The following is a 19,818-nucleotide window of genomic DNA, read 5'->3' as shown; positions in this document are numbered from 1 at the left end:
CCATCAGGCGAAAATCCAAACCAGCCCCTGCATCGCCAACCACGCAAACACCCCGGCCAATACATCATCGAGCATGATCCCGACGCCACCATGCACATGCCGGTCGATCCAGCGAATCGGCCATGGCTTGAGGATGTCGAAGAAGCGGAACATCAGAAACCCCGCCAGCAGCCAGTACCAACCTTCTGGCACCAACCACAAGGTGATCCACATCCCGACCATTTCGTCCCAGACGATGCCTTCGTGATCGTGTACCCGTAAATCGTCGGCGACCTTGCCGCACAGCCAGAAGCCAAACAGCATGGTGATGCCGAGCATCAGCCAGTAGCCCCAGTCGGGCAGCATCTGCCACAGCGGGATAAAAGGTAGCGCAACTAACGAACCCCAGGTGCCCGGTGCTTTTGGCAGGGTGCCCGAACCGAAGCCGAACGCCAGGAAATGCCACGGATTGCGCCAGACCGACGGCGGTACGAATTCCGCCGGGACCTGTTTGGGATGATCTGTCACGGTGTCTCCCGAAAATGTTGATAGCCCCGGGCTTGCGGGGTGATGTCTTGACCGTCGGCGTCCAGCAGCACTACGTCCTGCCCCGTCACAACACGGCCGACCACATGGATCGGCCAGCCGTCGCTCAACAATTGCGGCAACTCGACGGGCGGTAAGGTAAAGGCCAGCACGTAATCATCACCACCGCTCAGGGCCGCCTTTTCAGCACCCGACTGACCGAGGAAAGCGACTAACGCGTTCGACAATGGCAGCGTGTCCCGTTCAACCTGAATGCCGACCTTCGACGCAAGAGCAATATGCCCGCAGTCAGCGAGCAGGCCGTCGGAGATGTCCAGCGCCGAGGTCGCTTTGCCGCGAAGCGCCATTCCCAACCCAAGCTGCGGCTGCGGCGACCAGTAATGTGCCAGCAGCGGATCGGCGATGGCGGCTTCAGCCGTCTGCTGACCGAGCACCAGCGGCAATGCCCCCGCCGCGTTGCCAAGCTCACCGCCAACGCACAGCAAGTCGCCTGGCTGCGCACCGCTGCGGGTCAACGCCTGACCTGCCGGCACACGACCGAACACGGTCATCGTCAGGCTCAATGGCCCACGGGTGGTATCACCGCCCACCAGCGCCACACCACAGCGCTGCGCCATGATGTTCAAACCACGGGCGTAGGCGTCCAGCCAATCGGCGGTCACCGTCGGCAAAGTCAGGGCAAGGGTAAAGGCAACGGGCGTGGCGCCCATGGCAGCCAGATCGCTGACGGCCACGGCCAGCGAACGCTGACCGAGCAGAAACGGGTCGCAAGGATCTGCGAAATGCACACCGGCAACCAGTGTGTCGGTGGAAATGGCCAACTGCTCCCCGGGGGGAACAGCCAGCAAGGCGCAATCATCGCCGATCCCGAGGGCAACGCCTTCGCCGCCCTGCGCACAAGGCGCGGCGGCGAAGAAGTTACGGATCAGCTCAAACTCGCCCATTGGGTGTCCTGTCTCACCAATACTGTTCATTTTTTAGCGGCGTCTGGTGTCGCCATATTGCGTTGCCGCTCCTCGCCATAGCCAGCTATGACTCGTCGCGGCGCCTTGTCTGGCAACACCAGCCACTCGCTAAAAAACGAACGTATCGGCGAGACAGGACACTGCAAGCGCGAATCAGCGCTTGAACGCCTTCACTTCAGCTTCACGCAGACGCGGGGCCAGCTTGTCGAGTACACCGTTGACGAACTTGTGGCCGTCGGTGGAACCGAAGACTTTCGCCAGCTCGATACCTTCGTTGATCACAACGCGGTACGGCACGTCGACGCGCTTGAGCAGCTCCCAGGTCGACAGGCGCAGAACGGCCAGTTCAACCGGGTCCAGCTCTTCGATGGTGATGTCCAGGCACGGCGTCAGTGCAGCGTCGATCTCAGGCTTGTGAGCCGGAACGCCGTGCAGGATGTCGTGAAAGTAAGCGGCATCGACATCGCTGAAATCGTTGTCGACCCGGAACTGCGCTTCGATCTCGTTCAAAGATTGCTTGGCCATGTGCCATTGGTACAGCGCCTGAGTCGCGAGCTGCCGGGCTTCGCGACGCTTGACGCTTTTCGATGGCTTGCCGGCATCCGCAGGCTTTGGATCGCGCGGGTTGAAACGATCGCTTTCGTCGCTAATCACTTGGCCTCCAACTGTGCCAGCAGGCTGACCATTTCCAGAGCGGACAGGGCAGCTTCAGCACCTTTGTTACCGGCCTTGGTGCCGGAACGTTCGATGGCTTGCTCGATGGAATCAACGGTCAGCACGCCAAATGCGACTGGAACGCCGAACTCCATGGACACCTGGGCCAGGCCCTTGGTGCATTCGCCAGCCACGTATTCGAAGTGCGGAGTACCGCCACGAATGACCGCGCCCAGGGCGATGATTGCCGCGTATTCGCCCTTCTGAGCGACTTTCTGCGCAACCAGCGGGATTTCGAAGGCGCCAGGTGCGCGGATGATGGTGATGTCGCTTTCGCTCACGCCGTGGCGAACCAGGGCATCAACTGCACCGCTGACCAGGCTTTCAACGACGAAGCTGTTGAAACGGCCAACTACCAAAGCGTAGCGGCCTTTAGGGGCGATGAAGGTACCTTCGATGGTCTTCAGGGTCATTCGTTAGATCTCTTAAAGAGCCGGGACGCGTTTTCTACGCGTCCCTCAGTGATGTGTTAACCGCGAATCAAGGACTGGAAACAACCAGTCATTATTCGGAGGGCACGTATTCTACAACTTCCAGATCGAAACCGGATATCGCATTAAATTTCATTGGCGCACTCATCAGGCGCATTTTGCGTACGCCCAGGTCCCGGAGGATCTGCGAACCGGCACCGACGATGCTGTAGGTGGTCGGTTTTTTCGCCGGTACGTGCTCCGCGGTTTCGCGGATATGCGCCAGCAACACGTCGCCATCGAGCGGGTGTCCGAGCAACAGCACGACGCCGCTGCCGGCCTCGGCAACCGCCGCCATCGCGGCGCGCAGGCTCCAGCGGCCAGGCTGCTTGACCATCAACAGGTCGCGCAGCGGGTCCATGTTGTGCACCCGAACCAGCGTCGGCTCTTCGGCGCACACGGTGCCCAGGGTCAGGGCCATGTGCACGTCGCCTTCCACGGAATCACGATAGGTCACCAGGTTGAATTGGCCCAGTTCGCTGTCCAGCGGCTGCTCGGCAATCCGCTGAACGGTACGTTCGTGGATCATCCGGTAGTGAATAAGGTCGGCGATGGTGCCGATCTTGATGTTGTGTTCGGCAGCAAACGCTTCCAGCTCCGCGCGACGGGACATGGTGCCGTCGTCGTTCATCACTTCGCAGATCACGCCGCTCGGCTCGAAACCGGCCATGCGCGCCAGGTCGCACGCCGCTTCGGTGTGGCCGGCACGAGCGAGGGTGCCGCCAGCCTGAGCCATCAGCGGGAAGATGTGGCCGGGGCTGACGATGTCTTCAGCCTTGGCGTCTTTCGCGGCAGCCGCTTGCACTGTACGCGCACGGTCGGCGGCAGAAATGCCGGTGGTCACGCCGGTGGCCGCTTCGATGGACACGGTGAACTTGGTGCCGAAGCCGGAACCGTTGCGCGGCGCCATCAAGGGCAGCTTCAGCAGTTCGCAGCGCTCGCGGCTCATCGGCATGCAAATCAGGCCACGGGCGTGCTTGGCCATGAAGTTGATGTGTTCAGGCTGGCAGCACTCGGCGGCCATGATCAGGTCGCCTTCGTTCTCGCGGTCTTCGTCATCCATGAGGATGACCATCTTGCCTTGGCGGATGTCTTCAACCAGTTCTTCGATGCTATTGAGCGCCACAAGGCACCCCCTTGGGTCAGGATTTGAGGTAGCCGTTGGCGGCCAGAAAGCTTTCGGTGATGTTGCTGGAGGTTGGCTCTGCGGCTTTATCGCCTAAAAGCAGGCGTTCCAGATAACGTGCCAGCAAGTCAACTTCAAGATTCACCCGGCGACCTGGCTGGTAAGACGCCATGATGGTTTCGCTCAGGGTGTGCGGAATGATCGTCAGCAGGAACTCGGCGCCATCGACCGCGTTCACGGTCAGGCTGGTGCCGTCGACGGTGATCGAGCCTTTATGGGCGATGTACTTGGCCAGCTCTTTGGGAGCGCGGATGCGGAACTCCACCGCGCGAGCATTCTCCGTACGGGCAACCACTTCGCCCACGCCATCGACGTGGCCGCTGACCAGATGCCCGCCGAGGCGAGTGGTCGGGGTCAGGGCTTTTTCCAGGTTGACCGGGCTGCCGCTTTTCAGATCATTCATGGCGGTGCAGTCGAGGGTTTCGCGGCTGACGTCCGCCGCAAAGCCGTTGCCTGGCAACTCAACCGCGGTCAGGCACACGCCGTTGACCGCGATGCTGTCGCCCAGTTTGACGTCGCTCAGGTCGAGCTTGCCGGTTTCTACGTGTACCCGCACATCTCCGCCTTTTGGGGTCAATGCACGAATACTGCCGATGGATTCGATGATGCCGGTGAACATGGAGTCCTCCTCGAGAACAGGGCCGTCGCGTGGCGCAGGCCCGGAATTATACGCTCGCCGCTGGCGAAGGAATGGCGATGACTCGCCAGTCATCGCCAACCGCGCGAATTTCGGTGATTTTGAGTTCAGGCGCATCCTTCATTTGCGCGAGCGGCCAATCAAGCAACGGACGCGCAGACGAACCTAAAAACTTGCCGGCGATGAAAATCTGGAATTCGTCGACCAGCCCTTGCTGAGCGAAAGCCCCGGCGAGACGCGGCCCCGCTTCAACCAGCACTTCATTGACCCCACGGGCGGCGAGTTCGACCAGCAGTTTGCGCAGGTCGACCAAGCCGTCCTCGCCCGCCACGATCAGGCATTCCGGACCGTTGGCGTATTGCTCTTCGATCGCCATGCACGTGGCGACCAATGCAGGCCCGGCCTTGAAGAACGGCGCGTCCAGCGGCACCCGCAGGCGGCCGTCGATCAGCACACGCAGCGGCGGACGGCTCATGGCCAGGGCCGTTTGCTCAGGATCCAGGCCCAGCTCATCGGCACGCACGGTGAGGCGAGCGTTGTCTGCCAGCACCGTGTCGGCGCCGGTCAACACTACGCTGGCCTGGGCGCGCAAACGTTGTACCGCCGAACGCGCCGCAGGACCGGTAATCCATTGGCTTTCGCCGCTTTCCATCGCTGTTCGGCCGTCGAGGCTCATGGCCAACTTGACCCGCACGAACGGCAAGCCGTGCTCCATGCGCTTGAGGAAACCTTCATTAAGCTTGCGCGCTTCGCCTTCCAGCACGCCGCTTTCGATAGCGATGCCGGCTTGGGCCAGGCGCTGCATGCCGCGACCGGCAACCGACGGATTCGGGTCTTGCATCGCCGCGACTACCCGAGCCACACCCGCATGTACCAGCGCATCTGCACAAGGCGGCGTACGTCCGTGGTGGCTGCAAGGTTCGAGGGTCACGTAAGCGGTGGCACCTCGAGCTTTATCGCCGGCGGCGCGCAGGGCGTGGACTTCGGCGTGGGGTTCGCCGGTGCGCACGTGCCAGCCTTCGCCGACAATCTGCCCGTCCCGCACGATCACGCAGCCAACCCGAGGGTTGGGGTGGGTCGTGTAATGGCCTTTGCGCGCCAGTTCCAGAGCACGGGCCATGTAATGGGCGTCGAGGATGGCTTGTTCGGAAGAGGTGGTCATTCTTTCACCGGCTCTCTGGCCAGGCGATCGATCTCTTCGCGGAACTCGTTGAGGTCCTGGAAGCGTCGATACACGGAGGCGAAACGAATGTAAGCGACTTCGTCGAGCTTTTGCAGCTCGGCCATCACCAGTTCACCGACGACAAGGGATTTAACCTCTCGCTCACCGGTGGCGCGCAGTTTGTGTTTGATATGCACCAGCGACGATTCCAGGCGCTCGACACTCACCGGGCGCTTCTCCAGCGCACGCTGCATGCCGGCGCGGAGTTTTTCTTCGTCGAACGGCTGGCGGCTGCCGTCGGTTTTGATCAGGCGCGGCAACACCAGTTCGGCCGTCTCGAATGTCGTGAAACGCTCGCCGCAGGCCAGGCATTCGCGCCGGCGGCGCACCTGTTCGCCCTCGGCGACCAGACGCGAGTCGATGACCTTGGTGTCGTTGGCACCGCAGAAGGGACAGTGCATGGTGGCAGGCAACAAAAAAAGGGAGGGCCATGGTAGCGCATCCCCGTGGCAAGACAAGCCATAGGGTTTGCGGTATACAGTCGGGCTATAGAGCTAGATCCATGGATTTCACCTTGCTGGAGCCGAAAATGTCCCTAAGACCGCTCGTTTTGCTCAGTCTTTTCAGCCTGCTGGTGGCCTGCAGCAGCGATGCGCCCAAGCCCCAGCCGCCGACGCCAGGCCCCGCGCCACAGCAGGCACAGAAGAAAGCCAGGGAATCGGCCAATCTCGGCCCGCTGCCCGCGTATCAGCGTGAATTGAGCGGCACCCTGCAAGGCGTGCCGGCCGGCGCCGAAGTCGAACTGGCGCTGCTGGTGATCGACGACAAGGACCGTCCGCAACAATTGCTGGCCAGTTCCAGCCTGATCGGCACCAATCAGATTCTGCCGTTTCACCTGCGTTTCAACCCGGAATCCTTCCCGGCCGGTGCCCGCGTTGAACTGCGGGGCCGCGCCAGCCAGTCCGGGCAGCTGATTTTGCATCTGCCGTCGCAAGTCATCAGCCAGCCAACGACGCAAGTGCTGGGTCAGCTGCAATTCGTCAAAGCGCCATGATTGCACCGCTCGACCTGCAACAGGCGCTGGGTGAGTTGCTCGGTGACGCACAACTGGTTGCCTGTGAATTACCGGACACCGACCTGAAGCTTTGGCTGATCGACGGCGACAACATGGACCGCGCGTTCAGCCCGGAAGAAACCCGGCGGATTCTGCATGAGCCGCCCTATTGGAGTTTTTGCTGGGCCAGTGGGCTGGCGGTCGCCCGCTATCTCGCCCAGAACCCGCACTGGGTCGAGGGCAAACGGGTGCTGGATTTCGGCGCCGGTTCCGGGGTGGCGGGGATCGCGGCAGTCAGGGCCGGAGCGCTGGAAGTGGTGGCCTGTGACCTCGACCCGCTGGCGATCGCTGCGTGTCGGGCGAATGCCGAACTCAATGGCGTACACCTCAACTACTCGACGGACTTTTTCGCCGAAGCGGATCGCTTTGATCTGATTCTGGTGGCCGACGTGCTGTACGACCGGGCGAATCTGCCGTTGCTCGATGAATTCCTGAGTCGCGGCCAGCAAGCCCTGGTGGCCGATTCACGCGTGAGGGATTTTCGCCACCCGTTGTATCAGCGCATCGAGATGCTGGAAGCGATGACCCTGCCGGATCTGGCCGAGCCCGAAGAGTTTCGGTATGTGAGCCTCTACCACGCGCGGCGCGGCTAAAAGCTTCGCGGGCAAGCCTCGCTCCTACAGGTCCGCGCCGATATTGAACGCGACGCTAAACCTGTAGGAGCGAGGCTTGCCCGCGAAGGCAATCTGTCAGACTGACCACACTTTCAGCCACACCCCGCCAAGTCGTATAGTTGCCCCATTCACGCTTTTACGAGATCCCCCATGAGTCAGGAAACGCCGTACATCTTCGACGCCACGACTGCCGATTTCGAGCAGTCAGTGATCGAGAACTCTTTCCACAAACCGGTGCTGGTGGACTTCTGGGCCGAATGGTGTGCGCCGTGCAAGGCGTTGATGCCGATGCTGCAAACCATCGCCGAGAGCTATCAGGGCGAGTTGCTGCTGGCCAAGGTCAACTGCGACGTCGAGCCGGACATCGTGTCGCGCTTCGGCATTCGCAGCCTGCCGACGGTGGTGCTGTTCAAGGACGGTCAGCCGGTGGATGGTTTCGCCGGAGCACAGCCGGAATCCGCAGTACGCGCCATGCTCGAACCTCACGTGCAAATGCCGCCACCGGCTGCTGCCGATCCGTTTGAGCAAGCTCAGGCGCTGTTTGATGACAACCGCTTTGCCGACGCCGAAGCCACACTGAAAGTGCTGCTGGGCGAAGACAACACCAACGCAAAGGCGCTGATTCTCTACGCCCGTTGCCTCACTGAACGTGGCGAGCTGGGCGAGGCGCAAATCGTACTCGATGCGGTCACGAGCGATGAGCACAAGGCCGCCCTGGCCGGTGCCAAGGCGCAGATCCAGTTCCTCGGTCAGGCCAAGGATTTGCCGGATGCGGCAGACCTGAAAGCGCGTCTGGCGAAAAATCCGCAGGACGATGAAGCGGTTTATCAGCTGGCGATCCAGCAACTGGCCCGCCAGCAGTACGACGCTGCGCTGGATGCGTTGCTCAAGCTGTTCATCCGCAATCGCAGCTACAGCGAAGGTTTGCCGCACAAGACCTTGCTGCAGGTGTTCGAACTGCTGGGCAACGATCACCCGCTGGTGACCACGTACCGCCGCAAGTTGTTTGCTGCGCTGTACTAAGTAACCTTGTAGGAGCACGGCTTGCCGGCGATTGCGATCTCATGGACGCCATCGCTAGCAAGCTGTGCTCCTACGCTGGCTCTTGCCAGCTGTAGAGCGGCGTATCCCCGCCGCTCGTCACTTTCACATCAGAGCAGTGGCGCAAGCGCACCAGCAACCGCTTGCCCGACGCCGCGCTGCCAGTCAGTCCTTCCAACTGATCCAGCAAATCCGGCCCGCTCAATTGCCCGGCCTTGCGCAGCAAATCCCTGGCGATCTGCCACAGCGCATCATCCTGATTGATCGGTTTTGCCGGTGCCGCACCAGCCTCCGGTTTCACCACCTGCAACTGCGCACCGAGCCGTGCCCAGTCGCCGTCATCCATCTCCAGCGTCAAATCCACCGGCCAGTCGCCGATACTTCCGCGTATACGCAACATAAGTCTGCTCCTGCACATTTCTGACTTGCATGCTCCCATGGGACTTGTGCAACGCCAAGCAGGCGGTCAAACTCTCCGCACTTACGTTATAAGATTACATAACAAACTCTTCATTTTACTTTTCGGAGACCCGCCATGCGCCGTCTGCTTCTCGCTTTGCCGTTTGCCTTGTTGCCGCTGGCCGTCGTCCACGCTGCCGATGAACATGACCATGACCATGAGCACGGCAGCCTCAGCGCCCACGAACATGGTGTCGGTCGCCTGAACGCAGCGCTGGACGGTCAGACCCTGGAGCTGGAACTGGAAAGCCCGGCGATGAACCTGGTAGGTTTCGAACACGCCGCCACCACCGACGCTGACAAAGCCAAAGTCGCCGCCGTTCGTGCGCAGCTAGAGAAACCGCTGGTGCTGTTCAACCTGCCGAAAGCCGCTGGTTGCGTGGTTGCGACTCAGGAACTGGAAAGTCCGCTGTTCGGTGACAAACCCGATGCCGATGATGATCACGACGAAGCGGGCAAGGACGAGCATCACCACGACCACAGCGAAATCCACGCTCATTATCAATTCAGCTGCTCGGCACCCGGCGCGCTGAAAAACCTGGACCTGGCGAACATCTTCAACACGTTCCCGGCAACCCAGAAAATTCAGGTACAACTGATCAGCCCGAGCGGACAGCAAGGGGTCGAAGTGACGGCCAAGGCTGCCGCCCTGAAATTCTGATCCACTACCGCCCCTGTAGGAGCAAGGCTTGCCCGCGATACAGACGCTGCGGTTTTCGCGAAGACCGCGTCATCGTTCATCGCGGGCAAGCCTAGCTCCTACAGGTCATCAACATTCATGAAACTGGTTAAATGACCCAAGCACTCATCGAACTGTCCGACCTGGGCTTCAGTTGGCCCGGTCATCCGCCACTGCTGGACATCCCGGCGTTTCGCCTTATGCCAGGCGAAACCCTGTTCCTCAAAGGCCCCAGCGGCAGTGGCAAGACCACCCTGCTCGGTTTGCTCGGCGGTGTGCAGAAGCCTGATCGCGGCAGCATCCGATTGCTGGGCCAGGAGCTGACCGAACTCTCGGCCGGCGCTCGCGACCGCTTCCGGGTCGATCACACTGGCTACATCTTCCAGCAGTTCAACTTGCTGCCATTTCTTTCGGTACGCGAGAACGTCGAGCTGCCCTGCCACTTCTCCAAACTGCGTGCCGAACGGGCGAAACAGCGCCACGGCAGCGTCGATCAGGCGGCGGCCACCCTCCTCGCCCACTTGGGCCTGAAGGATGAGAGCATCCTCAGTCGTCGCGCCGATTCTCTGTCCATCGGCCAGCAGCAACGGGTGGCCGCTGCGCGCGCGTTGATCGGTCAGCCTGAATTGGTGATCGCCGACGAACCGACCTCGGCCCTGGATTACGACGCTCGCGAGAACTTCCTTCGCTTGCTGTTCGCCGAATGCCGCGAAGCCGGATCGAGCCTGCTATTCGTCAGCCATGACCAGAGCCTGGCACCGCTGTTTGATCGCCACCTGTCGCTGGCCGATCTCAATCGCGCCGCCACCCCGTCCGAGGTCTGAGATGTATTTGTTTCGTCTAGCCATGGCCAGCCTGGCTAACCGCCGCTTCACCGCGATCCTCACCGCGTTCGCCATTGCCCTGTCGGTTTGCCTGCTGTTGGCCGTGGAACGGGTGCGCACCGAAGCCAAGGCCAGTTTCGCCAGCACCATCAGCGGTACCGACCTGATCGTCGGCGCACGTTCCGGTTCGGTGAACCTGCTGCTGTACTCGGTGTTCCGCATCGGCAACGCCACCAACAACATCCGTTGGGACAGCTTCGAACACTTCGCCAACAACCCGAAAGTGAAGTGGGCAATCCCAATGTCCCTCGGCGACTCCCATCGCGGTTATCGGGTGATGGGCACCACCGAGGCGTACTTCGAACATTACCAGTACGGACATCAACAACATCTGGCACTGGCCGATGGCCGCGCCTTTGCTACTGACCCATTTGAAGTGGTGCTCGGTGCCGAAGTGGCCGATGCGCTGCATTACAAACTCGGCGACAAACTGGTGCTGGCCCACGGCGTCGCGGTGATCAGTCTGGTCAAGCACGACGACAAGCCGTTCACCGTGGTCGGCATTCTCAAACGCACCGGCACCCCGGTGGACCGCACGTTGCACATCAGCCTCGGCGGCATGGAAGCGATTCACGTCGACTGGCACAACGGTGTGCCGGCGCGCGGCAACGGTCGGATCAGTGCCGATCAGGCGCGCAACATGGACCTGACGCCGCAAGCGATCACAGCGTTCATGCTCGGCCTCAACAGCAAGATTTCGACCTTCGCGCTGCAGCGCGAGATCAATGAATTCCGGGGTGAACCGATGCTGGCGATCCTGCCGGGCGTGGCGCTGCAAGAGCTGTGGAGTTTGATGAGCACGGCGGAAAAAGCCTTGTTCGTGGTCTCGCTGTTTGTAGTGCTGACCGGGCTGATCGGCATGCTCACGGCGATCCTCACCAGCCTCAACGAACGTCGTCGGGAGATGGCGATTCTGCGTTCGGTGGGTGCCCGGCCGTGGCACATCGCAACGTTGCTGGTGCTGGAGGCGTTTGCCCTGGCGCTGTCGGGCGTGATTGCCGGTGTGGGTCTTTTGTATGTGGGCATCGCCTTGGCACAAGGTTATGTGCAAGCCAATTACGGTTTGTACCTGCCGCTGGCCTGGCCGAGCGAATATGAATGGGCGCTGCTCGGTGGCATCCTGATCGCCGCGTTGCTGATGGGCAGCGTGCCGGCCTGGCGCGCGTATCGCCAATCTTTGGCCGATGGCCTGTCGATCCGTTTATGAGGACGTTGAATATGCCCCGCGCTTTGCTTGCGCTGTTGATGCTGGTCGCCTTGCCCCTGTGGGCGGCCGAGCCGAAAGACCTGACCTGGTCGGAAATGATCCCGCCAGACGCCGCACCGGAAGTGCCGAACATGACGCCGCTGCACGACCTGTCGCAGATGGGCAACGCGTTGGCCGCCGAATCGGCGCCCGCGGCCAAGCAAGACATGCCCAATGCACCGGTGGTGAAAAGCCTCGACGGCCGGAACATTCGGTTGCCGGGCTACATCGTGCCACTGGAAGTGAGCGAAGAAGGTCGCACCACCGAGTTTCTGCTGGTGCCTTATTTCGGCGCCTGCATCCACGTGCCGCCACCGCCGTCGAACCAGATCGTGCACGTCAAAAGCGAGGTGGGTGTGAAGCTCGACGAGTTGTATCAGCCGTACTGGATCGAAGGGGCCTTGCAGGTTAAAGCGTCGACCAGCGAGTTGGCGGATGCCGGGTATCAGATGCAGGCTGACAAGATTTATGTGTATGAACTGCCGGAGTGAATCCAGCAATTCTGTGTCGCTGTCAGGCCGCCAATCGCGAGCAGGCTCGCTCCCACAGGGGATTTGTGTTGATGCACAGATTCAATGTGGGTGCGAGTCTGCTCGCGATGAGGCCATCAGAGGCGCCAACAAAATCAGGGCCATCACTGTTTCATTGAGCTGAGTCAAAAGACCGTATCAGACAGCTCCGTACCATTGGACATCAAAAATTTTAAACGTCCTTTGGAGCCCTCCATGCACAAGTCCTTGCTCAGCGCTTCGCTGTTTGCCCTCGCGCTCGCAGCACCGTTAGCCTACGCCCACGAAGCCGGCGATATCATCGTTCGTGCCGGTGCAATCACCGTCAACCCGAAAGCCGACAGCTCCAGCGTCAAGGTCGATCAAGGTCCGCTGAAGGGTGCCGATCTGGGCGGCAAGGCGACCATGAGCAGTGACACGCAACTGGGTCTGAACTTCGCTTACATGCTCAACAGCCACTGGGGGATCGAGCTGCTGGCGGCCTCGCCGTTCGAGCATGACGTGAAGCTCAAAGGCACCGCCCTCGGCGCGGCCAACGGCAAACTCGGTACGCTGAAACACCTGCCACCGACGCTGAGCATTGTGTACTACCCACTGGACGCCAAGTCTGCGTTCCAGCCGTATGTCGGCGCCGGTATCAACTACACCTGGATCTACGACGAGCACGTTGGCAGCGAAGCCAGCGCCAACGGTTTCAGCAATTTCAAGGCGGATAACTCCTGGGGCATGGCGTTCCAGGTCGGCGCCGACTACATGCTGACCGACAGCATCATGATCAACGCCCAGGTGCGCTACATCGACATCGACACCACCGCGACCGTGCAAAATAACGCAGTGGCACAGGGTACTCGCGCCAAGGTCGATGTGGACGTAGACCCGTTCATCTACATGGTTGGCCTGGGTTACAAATTCTAAGGCCCCTTCGCGAGCAGGCTCGCTCCCACAGGGGTTAGGTGATTCCTTGTGGGAGCGAGCCTGCTCGCGAAGACGTCAGCCCAGACAACAAAAATTTGGAATAAAAAAGGCGCCTCGACAGGCGCCTTTTTCATGGCCGCGGAAAACCTCAGTGCCCCAACAACCGCGCCAGGCCGACACGCATCGGTGTCTGCTCCGGGTAGGTAAAGCGCTCCAGCAAACGCTGATTGTTCGCTCGCGAGTGGCGGATGTCACCGGAGCGCGCCGGGACATAGCTCACCGGCGGCAATTGACCGACCACTGCTTCAAGGGCTTCAAGCATTTGCTTGAGAGTCGTGGCCTGGTTCCAGCCGACGTTGACCGCGCCGACTTCGACCTGCGGTTTCTCGATGGCTTGCACCAGCAAGTCGACCAGGTCTTCGACGTAGACGAAATCGCGAGTCTGCTCACCGTCACCGAACACGGTGATCGGCAGGCCCTTCTGCGCACGCTCGCTGAAAATGCTGATCACCCCGGAGTACGGCGAGGACGGGTCCTGGCGTGGGCCGAAGATATTGAAGAAGCGAAAAATCACCGGCTCCAGACCATGCTGGCGACGGTAGAAATCAAAGTAAAACTCGCTCGCCAATTTATCCGAAGCGTAGGGCGTCAACGGTGCCTTGGGTGTGTCTTCGTCGATCGACTCGCCTTCGCCATTGTTGCCATAGACCGCTGCGCTGGACGCGTACAGCACGCGCTTGACGCCGGTCTGGCGCATGGCTTCGCAGACATTCAGCGAGCCAATGAAATTGCTCTGGTGAGTCTTCACCGGATCATCCACCGACGCCTGCACCGACGCCACCGCCGCCAGGTGTGCCACAGCGCTGCAACCGAGCATCGCCTGCGCGACCAGCGCGGCATCGGCGACATCGCCCACGATCAGTTCGACGCCGGGTTTGTCCAGCGGCAAGTTGCTGCGTTTGCCGGTGGAGAGGTCATCGAGAATGCGCACCGAATGGCCCTTGGCGAGCAAGGCATCGGTGAGGTGCGAGCCGATGAAACCGGCGCCGCCGGTGATTAAAACAGGGCCGTCAGCCATGGCGATAAAACCTATCCAGTAAGCCCGGGAGTGCCGCACGCCAGGCGCGGGGCTTGATCCCGAAAGTGTGCAGAATTTTCTTGCAGGCCAGCACCGCGTGTTGCGGCTCTTCGGCGGCGTCCGGTCGCGCGGCGTGAGCCTGGGCGGTCGGCGCTTCGATGGCCAGCGGATGCAGCGCGCGTGCTTCGGTGAGGATCGCCTGCCCAAGCGCCAGCGGCGTGGTCGCCTCATGACCGGCGTAATGGTAGGTGCCCCACAGCGGCGCCGAGCAATCGAGTTGCTTGAGGACCGAGATGATCACCCGGGCGGCATCATCCACCGGCGTCGGATTGCCCCGACGATCGTCGGCCATCAGCAATTCTTCAGGCAGTTCGGCGCGGCCGAGGAAACGCCCGAGGGTGCCGTCGGGGCTGTCATCCAGCAGCCAGCCGAATCGCAGCAACACGTGTTGCGGGCAGGTGGCGCGCACGCTTTGTTCGATCCGCCACAAGGCCTGACCGCGCAGACCCAAGGGCACCGGTTCGTCTTTTTCGCTGTAGGCCGTCGCCCGGGAGCCATCGAACACCCGATAGCTCGACGGTTGCAGCAGCACAATGTTGTGATGCTGGCACAGTTCGGCCAGACGCTCGATCGCCCGTTCCTGCCCGGCCAGACGCTGTTCGCTGACCGTCTCCGCCTGAAACCAGTCGAAGTAATAGGCGAGGTTGATCAACGCGTCCGGACGGGTATCGTCGAGCAGTTGCGTCAGGGTCGCGGCGTCCCAGCCGTCTTGCGGTGGGCGGGGGGCGAGGAAGCCGATGTCTTCCTCCGCACCGAGGCGAATCAGCGCCTGCCCAAGGGCATTTCCGCCGCCCAGTAACATAAGGCGCATTCGCATAGAGTCAGCAGGCCCAGTCTGATTGAAACAATGGCTTTATCGACACCGCTCGCGGGCGATGCCGTCGATAGTTGCCGGAATCGTTGCATTTTGCGGGTTTAGTGCGCAACCGTCATCCGTAAAGTGTAGATACCTGAGAACGGCGGCGCCTGTTCCGGCCCTATCGCGAGCAAGCTCGGCTCCTACAGTTAATCTCTGTGAGATACAGATTTTGTGTACGACGCAAATCCACTGTAGGAGCTGAGCTTGCTCGCGAAGGGGCCCGAATGACCACCAGAGGGCTTGAGCGGTACTTGCATCTTCAGCCCTCCGCCCGCATAAATTACTGCATGAATCTGCCAATCCCGACGGACAGCGCCCTGGCAGGCTTCCACCCCGCCGTCAGCGCCTGGTTCAACAACACCTTCCCGACGGTCACCGCCGCCCAGGCCCGGGCGTGGCCGTTGATCCGCCAGCACCGTTCGACCCTGGTCGCCGCACCCACGGGCTCCGGCAAGACCCTCACCGCGTTCCTCGCGGTCATCGACGACCTGGTCCACCGCGCAATGGCCAACGGCGGCCATCTGCCGGATGAAACCCTGGTGGTCTACGTCTCGCCTCTTAAAGCCTTATCCAACGACATACAAATCAACCTGCAAAACCCGCTGGCCGGCATCACCGAGCAGTTACGCGAGATGGGCCTGCCGCAATTGCAGATCAACACCGCCGTGCGTACCGGCGATACCCCGCAAAAAGACCGCTCGGCGATGCGCAAGACCTCGCCGCATATCCTGGTGACCACACCGGAATCCCTTTACGTGCTGTTAGGTTCCGACTCCGGCCGACAAATGCTCAGCACTGCCCGTACGGTGATCGTCGACGAAATTCACGCGATCGCCGCCAGCAAGCGCGGCAGTCACCTGGCCCTGAGCCTCGAGCGGCTGCAAGCGTTATGCGCGCAACCGCTGATGCGGATCGGCCTGTCGGCCACACAAAAACCCATCGAAGCCGTCTCGCAATTTCTGGTGGGCCGTGGTCGCGTGTGCGAAATCATCGACATCGGCCACGCCCGCCCGCGGGATCTGGACATCGAAGTGCCGCCCGTGCCGTTGTCGGCGGTGATGGCCAACGACATCTGGGAACTGGTCTACGACCGCCTCGCCGCCCTCGCCCGCGAACACCGCACCACGCTGATTTTCGTCAACACCCGACGCCTCGCCGAACGCCTGAGCCGTCACTTGAGCGAACGCCTCGGCAAGGAGGCGGTAGCCGCCCACCACGGCAGTCTGGCCAAGGAGTTTCGTCTCGACGCCGAACAGCGGCTCAAGCGCGGCGAGCTGCAAGTGCTGATTGCCACGGCGTCCCTGGAACTGGGGATCGATATCGGCGATGTCGACCTGGTCTGTCAGATTGCTTCGCCGCGTTCGATTGCCGGGTTCCTGCAACGGGTCGGCCGCTCCGGGCACCAGGTCGGCGGCACGCCCAAGGGCCGTTTGTTCGCCACCACCCGCGACGACCTGATCGAATGCGCCGCCCTGCTCGACTGTGTGCGTCGCGGCGAACTCGACACGCTGCTGATCCCCAAGGCACCGCTGGACGTGCTGGCCCAGCAGATCATCGCCGAGGTCAGTTGCCAGGAATGGCACGAGCAGGCACTGCTGGAGATGTTCCGCAACGCCTCGCCCTACCGCGAACTCGACGACAAACACTATCAAGCGCTGCTGCAGATGCTCGCCGAAGGCTACAACGGACGCCTGGGCATCCGTAGCGCTTACCTGCACCGCGACGCCGTGACCCGCACCTTGCGCGGTCGCCGGGGCGCCAAACTGACGGCCGTGACCAGTGGCGGGACGATCCCGGACAACGCCGACTACAGCGTTTTACTCGAACCCCAAGGGCTGAACATCGGCAGCGTCAACGAAGACTTTGCGGTGGAAAGCATCGCCGGGGATGTCTTCCAGTTGGGCAACACCTCCTACCGGATTCTGCGGGTCGAAACCGGCAAGGTCCGGGTCGAAGACGCGCAGGGCCAACCGCCGACCATTCCATTCTGGCTCGGCGAAGCGCCGGGACGCAGCGCTGAACTGTCGTTCGCCGTGGCGCGCCTGCAAGCGCAACTCGATGAGCTGCTCGGCGCCACGCCCGGCAACCTGCAGCCTGCAATCGACTGGCTGACCGACACCCTCGGTCTGAACCTCGCCAGCGCAGAACAACTGGTCGATTACCTGGCCCGTGCGCGCCTGACATTGGGCGCCCTGCCGTCACAAGACACGCTGCTGATGGAGCGGTTTTTCGACGAGTCCGGCGGCACGCAATTGATCATTCACACGCCGTTCGGCAGCCGCATCAACCGCGCCTGGGGCCTGGCCCTGCGCAAGCGTTTCTGCCGCACCTTCAACTTCGAACTGCAGGCTGCCGCCAGCGAAGACGCCATCGTCCTGTCGCTGTCCACCAGCCACAGTTTTGAACTCGATGACGTCTGGCGCTATTTGCACAGCAACAGCGCCGAGCACACCCTGATTCAAGCCGTGCTCGATGCGCCGCTGTTCGGTGTGCGTTGGCGCTGGAATGCCGGGGTCGCGCTGGCGCTGCCGCGCTACAGTGGCGGCCGCAAAGTCCCGCCGCAGATCCAGCGGATGAAAAGCGAAGACCTGATCGCCTGCGTGTTTCCCGACCAGATCGCCTGCGTGGAAAACCTCGCCGGCGAGCGCGAAATTCCCGACCATCCGCTAGTGGAACAGACCCTCGACGATTGCCTGCACGAAGCCATGGACAGCGAAGGCTGGCTGGCGTTGTTACGGCGCATGGAACGTGGCGACATCCGCCTGATCAGCCGCGATTTACCAGCGCCCTCGCCGCTGGCAGCGGAAATTCTCAGTGCCCGGCCCTACACCTTTCTCGACGACGCGCCGCTGGAAGAGCGCCGCACTCAAGCGGTACTCAACCGTCGCTGGAGCGACCCGCAGTCCACCGACGACCTCGGTGCGCTGGATGCGGACGCGATTCAAGCCGTGCGCGAGGAAGCCTGGCCAACGCCGACGGGCGTCGATGAAATGCATGAGGCGTTGATGAGCCTTGCGTGCATCTCCGACGCCGAGGCCCAGGCCAATCCAGACTGGCTCGACTGGCTGAACGCCTTGGCCGGCAGCGGTCGCGCCAGCCGCTTGCAAGTCAATGCCGGGCACGCGCTGTGGTTGGCACTGGAGCGGCTGACCTGTTTGCGGGCGATTTATCCACAAGCGATTTTGCAGCCACCGCTGGAGGCGCTGCCCGGGTTCGATGAAGTCTGGGCGCCGGATGACGCGGTGCTGGAAGTGATTCGTGCGCGGCTCAGTGCGTTCGGTCCGTTGCCGCTGAACGCGATTGCCGAACCGCTCGGTTTACCGGCGACTCAAGTCACCCAGGCGTTGGCGCAACTGGAACGCGAAGGCTATGTGCTGCGCGGTCAATTCACGCCCGGCACAGCTGAAGAAGAATGGTGCGAGCGGCACCTGCTGGCGCGGATTCACCGCTACACCGTCAAGCGGCTGCGGCGGGAAATCGAACCCGTGGCGTTGCAGGATTTCATGCGCTTCCTGTTCGACTGGCAGCACCTGTCCGCCGCAACACAAGGACAAGGCAGCGCAGTGTTGCCCGCGATTGTCGGTCAGTTCGAAGGCTACCCCGCCGCCGCTTCAGCCTGGGACAGCGATATTTTGCCGGCGCGAATAAAAGACTATTCGGCCAGTTGGCTGGATGACCTGTGCCGCAGCGGCAAACTGGTGTGGACTCGCCTGACCGCGCGCAACAAGAGCGCCAGCACGGCGCTGCGCAGCACACCGATTCTGCTGTTGCCGCGCAGTCAGGTCGGGTTGTGGAGCGGGTTGACCGAGCAGACGCCGGTCAGCGAACTGTCGCCGAAGACGCAAAAAGTCTACGAAGCCCTGAGCCAACACGGCGCACTGTTTTTCGATGAGCTGTCTCACGAGGCTCATCTGCTGCGCTCGGAACTGGAAATCGCCTTGCAGGAATTGGTCGGCGCCGGGTTGGTCAATGCCGACAGCTTCGCTGGTCTGCGAGCGCTGATCACCCCGGCCAGCAAACGCCAGAATCGCAGCAGCCGACGCAGGCGCGGAGCGTTTGCCGGCGGGATGGACGATGCCGGGCGCTGGGCCTTGCTGCGACGCGGCGCGCAAACTCCGGTTGTGGACAATAAACGTCCGGCACCGACGCCGACCGACACCCTTGAACACATCGCCATGACCTTGCTCCGGCGCTACGGCGTGGTGTTCTGGCGCTTGCTGGAACGTGAAGCGGATTGGTTGCCGAGCTGGCGGGAATTGCTGCGCACTTTCCATCGCCTGGAAGCTCGCGGCGAGATTCGTGGCGGGCGGTTTGTCAGTGGTTTGGCCGGTGAACAGTTTGCGTTGCCCGAGGCTATTCCATTACTGCGCGAGGTGCGGCGACGGCCGCATGACGGAAGTTTGATTGCCGTGTGCGGGGTTGATCCGCTGAACCTCGCCGGGACGCTTTTACCCGGTGCGAAGGTGCCGGCGTTAGCGAGTAATCGATTGGTGTATCGCGATGGTCTGCCGGCCGCTGCCGAGATTGCCGGCAAGCAGCTTTTTTGGCTGGAGCTGGATCAGCAATCAACTGCCGAGCTGCACAACAAACTGATCCGGCATTGATGTTGTCGGCACTGGCCTCATCGCGAGCAGGCTCGCTCCCACAGGGGAATGCGATCAAATGTGGGAGCGAGCCTGCGCGCGATGAGGCCATCAGCCC

The 19,818-nt window shown here is 61.8% G+C and carries 20 protein-coding genes; 9 read left to right on the top strand and 11 right to left on the bottom strand.

The genetic code is table 11. The features are described 5' to 3' along the window. Positions 1-3: 3 nt before the first annotated feature. The 8 genes from ACYZUA_RS05810 to nrdR form a co-directional block, all read right to left on the bottom strand. Positions 4-507, bottom strand: a complete 504-nt coding sequence (locus tag ACYZUA_RS05810) for a phosphatidylglycerophosphatase A family protein (protein WP_003228639.1) — start codon at positions 505-507, stop codon at positions 4-6. Continuing rightward, positions 504-1,469, bottom strand: coding sequence for a thiamine-phosphate kinase (gene thiL / locus ACYZUA_RS05805; RefSeq protein ID WP_461962362.1), 966 nt, complete (start codon positions 1,467-1,469; stop codon positions 504-506). Before thiL ends, ACYZUA_RS05810 begins: the two co-directional genes overlap by 4 nt. A 174-nt stretch (positions 1,470-1,643) precedes the next feature. Next, entirely contained in the window at positions 1,644-2,144 is a 501-nt protein-coding gene (gene nusB / locus ACYZUA_RS05800) for a transcription antitermination factor NusB (RefSeq protein ID WP_008153530.1), read from the bottom strand. Next, the gene (gene ribH, locus ACYZUA_RS05795) at positions 2,141-2,617 is read right to left on the bottom strand and encodes a 6,7-dimethyl-8-ribityllumazine synthase (protein WP_003185938.1); all 477 of its coding nucleotides are present in this window, start codon (positions 2,615-2,617) and stop codon (positions 2,141-2,143) included. Before ribH ends, nusB begins: the two co-directional genes overlap by 4 nt. A gap of 91 nt (positions 2,618-2,708) precedes the next feature. Then, a complete protein-coding gene (gene ribBA / locus ACYZUA_RS05790) occupies positions 2,709-3,800 on the bottom strand; it encodes a bifunctional 3,4-dihydroxy-2-butanone-4-phosphate synthase/GTP cyclohydrolase II (RefSeq protein WP_033059428.1) in 1,092 nt (363 codons plus the stop codon). Positions 3,801-3,816: 16 nt separating this feature from the next. Continuing rightward, entirely contained in the window at positions 3,817-4,479 is a 663-nt protein-coding gene (locus tag ACYZUA_RS05785; RefSeq protein ID WP_008033746.1) for a riboflavin synthase, read from the bottom strand. 46 nt (positions 4,480-4,525) lie between these two features. Continuing rightward, complete coding sequence (gene ribD / locus ACYZUA_RS05780; RefSeq protein ID WP_461962361.1) at positions 4,526-5,659, bottom strand: bifunctional diaminohydroxyphosphoribosylaminopyrimidine deaminase/5-amino-6-(5-phosphoribosylamino)uracil reductase RibD; 1,134 nt, start codon at positions 5,657-5,659, stop codon at positions 4,526-4,528. Further along, positions 5,656-6,120, bottom strand: a complete 465-nt coding sequence (gene nrdR, locus ACYZUA_RS05775; protein WP_003228656.1) for a transcriptional regulator NrdR — start codon at positions 6,118-6,120, stop codon at positions 5,656-5,658. Before nrdR ends, ribD begins: the two co-directional genes overlap by 4 nt. Before the next feature lie 128 nt (positions 6,121-6,248). On the opposite strand from nrdR, the gene ACYZUA_RS05770 reads away from it, so the two are divergent. The 3 genes from ACYZUA_RS05770 (at position 6,249) to trxA (ending at position 8,410) form a co-directional block, all read left to right on the top strand. Continuing rightward, complete coding sequence (locus ACYZUA_RS05770; protein WP_461962360.1) at positions 6,249-6,713, top strand: YbaY family lipoprotein; 465 nt, start codon at positions 6,249-6,251, stop codon at positions 6,711-6,713. Further along, positions 6,710-7,366, top strand: a complete 657-nt coding sequence (locus tag ACYZUA_RS05765; protein ID WP_461962359.1) for a class I SAM-dependent methyltransferase — start codon at positions 6,710-6,712, stop codon at positions 7,364-7,366. The genes ACYZUA_RS05770 and ACYZUA_RS05765 overlap by 4 nt, the downstream gene beginning before the upstream one ends. Positions 7,367-7,537: 171 nt before the next feature. After that, a complete protein-coding gene (gene trxA, locus ACYZUA_RS05760) occupies positions 7,538-8,410 on the top strand; it encodes a thioredoxin (RefSeq protein ID WP_461962358.1) in 873 nt (290 codons plus the stop codon). A gap of 70 nt (positions 8,411-8,480) precedes the next feature. Here trxA and ACYZUA_RS05755 read toward each other — a convergent pair whose 3' ends face one another. Beyond that, positions 8,481-8,828 (bottom strand): hypothetical protein, encoded by a 348-nt coding sequence (locus ACYZUA_RS05755; protein WP_461962357.1) that lies wholly within the window; start codon positions 8,826-8,828, stop codon positions 8,481-8,483. Between the two features lie 135 nt (positions 8,829-8,963). On the opposite strand from ACYZUA_RS05755, the gene ACYZUA_RS05750 reads away from it, so the two are divergent. From ACYZUA_RS05750 to ACYZUA_RS05730, 5 genes are all read left to right on the top strand, one after another. Further along, complete coding sequence (locus ACYZUA_RS05750) at positions 8,964-9,548, top strand: DUF2796 domain-containing protein (RefSeq protein WP_461962356.1); 585 nt, start codon at positions 8,964-8,966, stop codon at positions 9,546-9,548. 131 nt (positions 9,549-9,679) lie between these two features. Next, a complete protein-coding gene (locus tag ACYZUA_RS05745; RefSeq protein WP_461962355.1) occupies positions 9,680-10,390 on the top strand; it encodes an ABC transporter ATP-binding protein in 711 nt (236 codons plus the stop codon). 1 nt (position 10,391) lies between these two features. Then, positions 10,392-11,657 carry an ABC transporter permease gene (locus ACYZUA_RS05740; protein ID WP_461962354.1) on the top strand — a complete coding sequence of 422 codons (1,266 nt, stop codon included), beginning with the start codon at positions 10,392-10,394 and terminating at the stop codon, positions 11,655-11,657. An 11-nt stretch (positions 11,658-11,668) separates the two neighbouring features. After that, positions 11,669-12,187: a DUF3299 domain-containing protein gene (locus ACYZUA_RS05735; RefSeq protein ID WP_461962353.1), complete on the top strand. Its 519-nt coding sequence runs from the start codon at positions 11,669-11,671 to the stop codon at positions 12,185-12,187. 234 nt (positions 12,188-12,421) lie between these two features. Further along, on the top strand, positions 12,422-13,120 hold the full coding sequence (locus ACYZUA_RS05730; protein WP_095131430.1) for an OmpW/AlkL family protein: 699 nt from the start codon (positions 12,422-12,424) through the stop codon (positions 13,118-13,120). A gap of 148 nt (positions 13,121-13,268) precedes the next feature. Here ACYZUA_RS05730 and ACYZUA_RS05725 read toward each other — a convergent pair whose 3' ends face one another. Further along, on the bottom strand, positions 13,269-14,198 hold the full coding sequence (locus ACYZUA_RS05725; protein WP_461962352.1) for an NAD-dependent epimerase/dehydratase family protein: 930 nt from the start codon (positions 14,196-14,198) through the stop codon (positions 13,269-13,271). Continuing rightward, complete coding sequence (locus ACYZUA_RS05720; protein ID WP_046053235.1) at positions 14,191-15,075, bottom strand: sugar nucleotide-binding protein; 885 nt, start codon at positions 15,073-15,075, stop codon at positions 14,191-14,193. Before ACYZUA_RS05720 ends, ACYZUA_RS05725 begins: the two co-directional genes overlap by 8 nt. 329 nt (positions 15,076-15,404) lie before the next feature. Here ACYZUA_RS05720 and ACYZUA_RS05715 point away from each other — a divergent pair, with 329 nt between their 5' ends. Continuing rightward, complete coding sequence (locus ACYZUA_RS05715) at positions 15,405-19,721, top strand: DEAD/DEAH box helicase (RefSeq protein WP_461962351.1); 4,317 nt, start codon at positions 15,405-15,407, stop codon at positions 19,719-19,721. The last annotated feature ends 97 nt before the right edge of the window (positions 19,722-19,818 follow it).

This window comes from Pseudomonas sp. LS2P72 (assembly GCF_054897865.1).
The sequence above is the reverse complement of the archived record's forward strand: the minus strand, read 5'-3'. Positions and strand labels throughout refer to the sequence as shown.

What these genes read in the sequence shown, in the direction of transcription:
- thiL (WP_461962362.1), bottom strand. Translation starts at nt 1,469, where the DNA reads ATGGGCGAGTTTGAGCTGATCCGTAACTTCTTCGCCGCCGCGCCTTGT.
- ribH (WP_003185938.1), bottom strand. Translation starts at nt 2,617, where the DNA reads ATGACCCTGAAGACCATCGAAGGTACCTTCATCGCCCCTAAAGGCCGC.
- ACYZUA_RS05785 (WP_008033746.1), bottom strand. Translation starts at nt 4,479, where the DNA reads ATGTTCACCGGCATCATCGAATCCATCGGCAGTATTCGTGCATTGACC.
- ribD (WP_461962361.1), bottom strand. Translation starts at nt 5,659, where the DNA reads ATGACCACCTCTTCCGAACAAGCCATCCTCGACGCCCATTACATGGCC.
- nrdR (WP_003228656.1), bottom strand. Translation starts at nt 6,120, where the DNA reads ATGCACTGTCCCTTCTGCGGTGCCAACGACACCAAGGTCATCGACTCG.
- ACYZUA_RS05770 (WP_461962360.1), top strand. Translation starts at nt 6,249, where the DNA reads ATGTCCCTAAGACCGCTCGTTTTGCTCAGTCTTTTCAGCCTGCTGGTG.
- ACYZUA_RS05765 (WP_461962359.1), top strand. Translation starts at nt 6,710, where the DNA reads ATGATTGCACCGCTCGACCTGCAACAGGCGCTGGGTGAGTTGCTCGGT.
- trxA (WP_461962358.1), top strand. Translation starts at nt 7,538, where the DNA reads ATGAGTCAGGAAACGCCGTACATCTTCGACGCCACGACTGCCGATTTC.
- ACYZUA_RS05755 (WP_461962357.1), bottom strand. Translation starts at nt 8,828, where the DNA reads ATGTTGCGTATACGCGGAAGTATCGGCGACTGGCCGGTGGATTTGACG.
- ACYZUA_RS05750 (WP_461962356.1), top strand. Translation starts at nt 8,964, where the DNA reads ATGCGCCGTCTGCTTCTCGCTTTGCCGTTTGCCTTGTTGCCGCTGGCC.
- ACYZUA_RS05745 (WP_461962355.1), top strand. Translation starts at nt 9,680, where the DNA reads ATGACCCAAGCACTCATCGAACTGTCCGACCTGGGCTTCAGTTGGCCC.
- ACYZUA_RS05740 (WP_461962354.1), top strand. Translation starts at nt 10,392, where the DNA reads ATGTATTTGTTTCGTCTAGCCATGGCCAGCCTGGCTAACCGCCGCTTC.
- ACYZUA_RS05735 (WP_461962353.1), top strand. Translation starts at nt 11,669, where the DNA reads ATGCCCCGCGCTTTGCTTGCGCTGTTGATGCTGGTCGCCTTGCCCCTG.
- ACYZUA_RS05730 (WP_095131430.1), top strand. Translation starts at nt 12,422, where the DNA reads ATGCACAAGTCCTTGCTCAGCGCTTCGCTGTTTGCCCTCGCGCTCGCA.
- ACYZUA_RS05725 (WP_461962352.1), bottom strand. Translation starts at nt 14,198, where the DNA reads ATGGCTGACGGCCCTGTTTTAATCACCGGCGGCGCCGGTTTCATCGGC.
- ACYZUA_RS05720 (WP_046053235.1), bottom strand. Translation starts at nt 15,075, where the DNA reads ATGCGAATGCGCCTTATGTTACTGGGCGGCGGAAATGCCCTTGGGCAG.
- ACYZUA_RS05715 (WP_461962351.1), top strand. Translation starts at nt 15,405, where the DNA reads ATGAATCTGCCAATCCCGACGGACAGCGCCCTGGCAGGCTTCCACCCC.